We start from the raw sequence: 5,697 nt of genomic DNA, 5'->3' as shown, positions 1-5,697 counted from the left end.
CCAAATAAGAAGCGTTTTAGGGTCCGGCGAATTATCGGCAGCGGCGATCTTTGGGTGACTGAATTCGTACTCAGCTATGACGGCAAACCATCCTATGCAGTGAGCATCATGGAATTCCGCGAAGGACTGGTGGTCAACGAAACACAATATTTCGCCGATCCATTTGACCCTGCACCCTCGCGCGCGCATCTTGTTGAGCGAGCGAGCGTTTCCTGACGGCTGCGACATTTGGGTAGGCACTCAGACGCCCGTGGTGGCTCAGAAGCACGCGGTTAGGATCACGGGACTTCCGGTCGACCAGGTGGCGCCGAGGGTAGCATGGCCGAGGCGATCGATCTCAGTCTTCGTCAATATCCTCCGAAGACATCGTCGTGCTGACCCGATATTTGAGGAAAGTTCCGGCGCAACGATCCGAGTTCGCCGCCCGTGTTGTCCCCCGATCCGGCCTCCTTGAACGGCGCCACGGGGTGGTCGCCCGGAGCGGACCGCGAGGAGAATACCGGCTTCCAGGTATTGGCTTCGGCTTGCGCGAGTTGCCACGGTTGGAGGTAGTATCACACTGTAATCGTCCCGGAAAGCAGGGCTTTCCAGGCGATCGCCAATGTGAGAGCCGCTAGCGATCGCTAACAGCGACCAACAACACATAACGAGCAATTTTTCCGCCTCCGTGCAAACGTTCGCGACAACAGGCGGATATCGCCGAGTCGGTTTGGGAAGGCCTGCTTTTGAACGAGCTGCAACAGGCCGTTAACTACGCAATCCGGGGATTTACCGATGCGCGCGACAGTAACCACCGAAGCAATCCACCCCGATCTCCGCCGCTTCTCGAAAAAATTCTCAGGCAAATGGGTGCGCCGGCTGCCAATGCCGGCCTGCTCGGGCAAATACCTGCATCCGGTCGCTCACGGGAGCCGGGACGGGGAGGGTCGATGGGAGCACATCGGCGGAGCTCGGGATCTGACGCCGCGCCGCGTGTCGGAAGAGGCACCGCGCAAGGCCCGGTCTGAGCTCGCGCACGAGGCAAGGATCACGAGCCTAGGTGTATTGACGGCCTCGATTGCGCACGAAGTCAACCAGCCACTTGCCGCCATCATCTGCAACGGCGAAACCAGCTTGCGCTGCCTCGCCCGACCCGACCTCGATGTCGAACAGGTCCGGGAACTTACAAAGCGCGTGGTGGCCGATGCGCGGCGAGCGTGCGAAATCATCAACCGAATCCGCGCCATGGCCACCCGGCGAGCACGGCAGCCAACACCGCAATCGCTCGCCGATATTGTCGAGGAGTCGATGCTGTTCCTTCGCCACGAATTCCAATCGAAAGACATCTCCATTTCTCTCGACCTGGCACCCGGGCTTCCCCGGGTCGTCGGTGACCGCACCCGGCTTCAGCAGGTGATCGTGAACCTGGCCATCAACGCGGTCCAGGCAATGGCGCGGTCCGGGGGCCGAAAGATTCTTGTTCGGGCCATTCTGTCGGACCTTGAAACGGTGTGCTTCATGATCGAGGACAGCGGGACGGGAATTGATCCAACGCATCTCCCTCGTCTCTTTGACGGCTTTTTTACCACCAAGGAAACCGGCATGGGCATCGGCCTGGCGATCTCCCGGTCGATTATCGAGTCGCATGACGGACACATCCGAGCGGACAATAATTCCTCCCTCGGCGGCGCCCGGTTCAGCTTTGACTTGCCTGCAAATGGCGCCGGCTGATTCGACGTAAGCCACAATCAGCCGCACTGAAACTATTGGTAGCCGTCACCGTATGGGTCGTCGGCTGAAAGTTCTTTTGTCCGAGCCGTTGGAGCGAGCTTCCACTCGTCCGCAATCGCCTCGTCGATCTGGTGAATCACGTTTTCGACCTCGATCAATGTCGTTCGAGATTGCGGTGTATTGCGCGGATCATAGGGCTCCGCAAGGACCTTTGCTAGATCGCGCCGGGCCTTCACCATCTGCTCACGGGCTGTCTGCAAAACTTTAACGTGTTCGGTCATGGTTATCCTCGGAAGGAGTTAAAGCAAAGCGAGGAAGCGATGTTCCTGGCCTCGGTCGCGCAATGCGACGCCTGTAACCTCGTGCACCTCATCTATCGCCCGAGAGGCTGCTAAGGCGAATCGAACAAAGAGGCACGAGCTTGGATCCGATAAGCCCCGCGCCACCAATCACCTCGATTTTCATGTGGACTTCCTGAGTTCGGTCCAGCGACGTGCCCGACATTTGATTATCCGTTCGGCTGGCGCCGAACGGACATGGCGTCATTGCATGAACCAGCCGTGGCTCACGACCAGCGACTGCCCTGTCAGCGCGTTCGATTCGAAGGCGGCGAAGAATAGCGCGGCCTCGGCGACATCCTCGACTGTCGTGAACTCGCCGTCGACGGTGTCCTTGAGCATGATGTTCTTGACCACCTCCGCTTCGGAGATGCCCAGCTCTTTCGCTTGCTCGGGAATTTGCTTGTCGACCAGCGGCGTGCGCACGAAGCCCGGGCAGATGACGTTGGCGCGCACGCGGTGCTTGGCGCCTTCCTTGGCGACGACTTCGGCGAGCCCGATGAGGCCGTGCTTGGCCGTCACGTAAGGCCCCTTGAGCAGCGAGGCTTCCTTGGATGGACCGAGCCCATGTAGATGATGCTGCCGCCGGTTCCTTGCTGATACATCCGCTGCAGCGCGGCACGCGTGGTGAGGAAGGCACCATCGAGATGGATCGCCAGCATCTGCTTCCACTTCGCAAATTCGAACTGGTCGAGCGGCGCCACGATCTGGATGCCGGCGTTGCTAACCAGGATGTCGAGGCGGCCGAAGGTCTCGACCGTCTTGGCCATGCCGGCCTCGACCTGCTGCTCTGAGGTCACGTCCATCGCGACGCCGATGGCGCGCCGCTCCGCCCCGCCGAGCTCGGCCGCCGCGGAGTCCGCGCCGGCTTGGTTCAAATCCGCAATGGCCACCTTGGCGCCTTCGCGCAGAAAGGTGCGGGCGATCTCCTTGCCGATGCCACTGGCAGCGCCAGTGACCAGGGCGACGCGGTTGCTGAGGCGCATAGCGGTTCTCCTGTCAGCGCAAATAGTCGTGGACGACCTTGCCGAGGCCGAGGGTGAGATCGGCGATGATATGGACGCCCGACAGAATCTCCAGCACGGGCAGTTCGCCCACCGGCGCCAGCGCGTGAGAGTGCAGTTCAAGTGCCACCGGCCCGCTCCATGCGCCTTTAACCGTGATGTCCTCGAGGTAGTATTCGACCAGCTCGCAGATGCGCGGCGTGCCATCGACATGGGGAATGATCTTGAGCAGGAAGTTCGGCGCGGCCAGCGACGCCTTCACCGCTAGCGGGTCCACTGCCTTGTGCTTGTAGCCCATCGATCCCGTGGCAACACGCTTCTTGCCGTAGTCGAGCGTGCCGACAAGAGTGTCGATCTCGACGTGGAGCGTAGGATCGGCGAGCTTCTTTGGGAAGCCCCACAGCTCGCGGCCGCCGGCGATCGGCGGATCGTCATTCAGAAACATGGAGTGCGAATAGCCGCCCTTGCGATCGCGGAACGTGACCGGGATGACTTGCCCGGTCTCGGTGTAGTCGCCGAAGCCGGTCGAGTCCGGCATCCGGATGAACTCGTATTTGACGATGCCGCCGTCGGGCACCAGCGGCTCCGGCACCAGCGCGCGCAGCTTCTCCGGGTCGGTACGATAGGTGATAATGAGATACTCGCGATTGACGAAGCGATAGGGCCCCGGCGGATAGGCCGGACTCGTCAACGGCATCGCAAACGCTCGCTCACGGACGTCGCTTTCTCTCATGGCTCAAGCTCCTGATATCGGTTTGTCAAAAGGGTGACGCCTGTCGCGGCCAGCCGCTCAATTGCCGTCACCGGCAAAGTCGAAGATGGTCAACTCCTCGCCATTGCCGGCACGCTCGAGCACCTCCGGATGGCGCAGCGTGCGCATGGTGTCGTGGTAGCCCGTACGCCAATGCTCCGCCATGGACAGCCGGGAGAACTCATAATCTTTCGAGTCGCCTTCGTAGCCTCTCGGGCGATAGATGAGGTGCACCAGGTTATAGGCGTGGCGTTGCGCCACCGAGGCCAGGTACTTCGCCTCCTCGCTTTGCTTGAACTCGTCCGGCAGCTGATCCAGCAGCATGGCTACCGAGTATTCCACCTTCTTCAGGCGCTTGATAAAATCCGTAAAGGCGCGCGTACGGCTCGAGTACTGGATTTCCTTCTGCCGGGTCGTGACCTCCGCGAGGTTGCGCGGGAACTCGCCGCGCGCGCTCCAGAGATCGACCTGAAACACCAGCGCGTCGGGCAACCGTTGGCCGGTCACGCGCGTGTTCGTCACCAGCCACTGAAGCGGCGTGTTCGAGACGAGGCCGCCATCCCAATAATGCTCGCCCTCGATCTCGATGGCGGGGAAGCCGGGCGGCAGCGCGCCGCTGGCCATCACATGCTCCGGTCCGATCACCTGCGTCCCGCTGTCGAAATAGACGAGGTTGCCGCTGCGCACATTGACGGCGCCGAGGCTGAGGCGCGTATCCTTGTTGTCAGAGTTTATGCGGTCGAAGTCGACGAAGCGCTCGAGCGTGGCTTTGAGCGGCCGCGTGTCATAGTAGCTCGTCGCCTCGATCGTGCCGGGCGGATGAAACCACGGATTGGGCAGTCGCGGCCCGAAGAAGCCCGGCGCTCCGGCGGAGGCAACCATGGCGGCGCTGACCTGATTGGCGAACGCGCGCGCAGCCTCGCCTCGTCCGAAGAGGCCGACCACGCCGGCGTCGAAGCCCATGGCAGGCGCGGTGATTTCCTCCCAGAAGCCGCGCAGCTTGTCGACGCGCCTCTCCGGCGCATTGCCGGCGACGATCGCGGCGTTGATGGCGCCGATCGAGATGCCCACGACCCAGTCGGGATGAAGCCCGGCCTCGGCCAGCGCCTCATAGACACCCGCTTGATAGGCGCCGAGCGCGCCGCCGCCCTGCAGCAGCAGCGCGACGCGATCGAAGGGGAGTCGCGCGCGCAGGTTCCGGCCCTTGCTCTTACTCGCTTCGCGCGGTTTGGGGACGAGCGGTCTTTCCGCGAGCGGCCTGTCGGACACGACCTGATCGCGCAGCGCTATCGCCGGCATGCTCTCCGAGATCGCGCTCCTGGCCATGGCTTGAGGAATCCCGACGCGAGATCGTGAGGGGTCCGACGCAGTCTCAGGTACCCGCGCCATCTCGACGTCGGCAGCACGCCGGTCCGCGACCGGCAAGCCGTCTTGGCGCGCCCCAGGCGCGACCAGCAGACTCTCCAAAGGGTTGTGCAAGATCGGCTTATTCATGCACTTGCTCCTGTCAGGAAGGCCATCCGCTCACCCGCACGCGCCCATTCGCACGTCACGCAGAGTGATTAGTCTTGCCTGGTTTCGAATGAAGCAGGCAACTCTCCCACGCTCGATGCAATCGCAACTGGATCATCCTCGTTTGCGTCAATTCGCTCAAGCTCGGGTGAATCATCGTAGCCGTGGCGGCTGCTGTAGAACAGCAAGGCCATCAGCCCTACGCCAACCAAGAGCGAAAAAATGACCCCGAGTCCCATGGCGAGATAGCCCGACGCAGGAACATCGGTACCTGCGGCGGAGGTCCAACCAAGGTAGGCCACAACAATAGCAAACACGAGTAGCAAACCAAGGACCAGAAGCAGCGACCAGTTGGCGAAGGTCAATCCAGCTACCGCCAACT

At 61.9% G+C, this 5,697-nt stretch carries 6 protein-coding genes and 1 pseudogene; 2 read left to right on the top strand and 5 right to left on the bottom strand.

The annotated features are described in order from the left end of the window. Both ABSG20_RS28015 and ABSG20_RS28010 read left to right on the top strand, forming a co-directional pair. A partial coding sequence (locus ABSG20_RS28015; protein WP_490338344.1) for a nuclear transport factor 2-like protein occupies positions 1–216 on the top strand: 216 nt, incomplete at its 5' end. Positions 217–774: 558 nt separating this feature from the next. Further along, positions 775–1,710, top strand: a complete 936-nt coding sequence (locus tag ABSG20_RS28010; protein ID WP_423867717.1) for a sensor histidine kinase — start codon at positions 775–777, stop codon at positions 1,708–1,710. 32 nt (positions 1,711–1,742) lie between these two features. Here ABSG20_RS28010 and ABSG20_RS28005 read toward each other — a convergent pair whose 3' ends face one another. From ABSG20_RS28005 to ABSG20_RS27985, 5 genes and pseudogenes are all read right to left on the bottom strand, one after another. After that, positions 1,743–1,991 (bottom strand): hypothetical protein, encoded by a 249-nt coding sequence (locus tag ABSG20_RS28005; protein ID WP_423867716.1) that lies wholly within the window; start codon positions 1,989–1,991, stop codon positions 1,743–1,745. Between the two features lie 261 nt (positions 1,992–2,252). Further along, positions 2,253–3,034: pseudogene (locus ABSG20_RS28000) on the bottom strand (3-hydroxybutyrate dehydrogenase). A gap of 13 nt (positions 3,035–3,047) precedes the next feature. After that, the gene (locus ABSG20_RS27995; protein ID WP_423867715.1) at positions 3,048–3,785 is read right to left on the bottom strand and encodes an acetoacetate decarboxylase; all 738 of its coding nucleotides are present in this window, start codon (positions 3,783–3,785) and stop codon (positions 3,048–3,050) included. 57 nt (positions 3,786–3,842) lie between these two features. Then, complete coding sequence (locus ABSG20_RS27990; protein WP_423867714.1) at positions 3,843–5,129, bottom strand: patatin-like phospholipase family protein; 1,287 nt, start codon at positions 5,127–5,129, stop codon at positions 3,843–3,845. Between the two features lie 236 nt (positions 5,130–5,365). Further along, on the bottom strand, positions 5,366–5,697 hold a 332-nt coding region (locus ABSG20_RS27985), incomplete at its 5' end, for a hypothetical protein (RefSeq protein ID WP_423867713.1).

The sequence above is a fragment of the Bradyrhizobium sp. genome, assembly GCF_049512235.1.
In the GTDB taxonomy this organism is placed as follows: domain Bacteria; phylum Pseudomonadota; class Alphaproteobacteria; order Rhizobiales; family Xanthobacteraceae; genus Bradyrhizobium.
This window is presented reverse-complemented; position numbering and strand designations above follow the sequence as displayed.

Excerpts from the sequence above, each read along its gene's own strand:
- ABSG20_RS28005 (WP_423867716.1), bottom strand. The coding sequence starts at position 1,991 with ATGACCGAACACGTTAAAGTTTTGCAGACAGCCCGTGAGCAGATGGTG.
- ABSG20_RS28010 (WP_423867717.1), top strand. The coding sequence starts at position 775 with ATGCGCGCGACAGTAACCACCGAAGCAATCCACCCCGATCTCCGCCGC.
- ABSG20_RS27990 (WP_423867714.1), bottom strand. The coding sequence starts at position 5,129 with ATGGCCAGGAGCGCGATCTCGGAGAGCATGCCGGCGATAGCGCTGCGC.
- ABSG20_RS27995 (WP_423867715.1), bottom strand. The coding sequence starts at position 3,785 with ATGAGAGAAAGCGACGTCCGTGAGCGAGCGTTTGCGATGCCGTTGACG.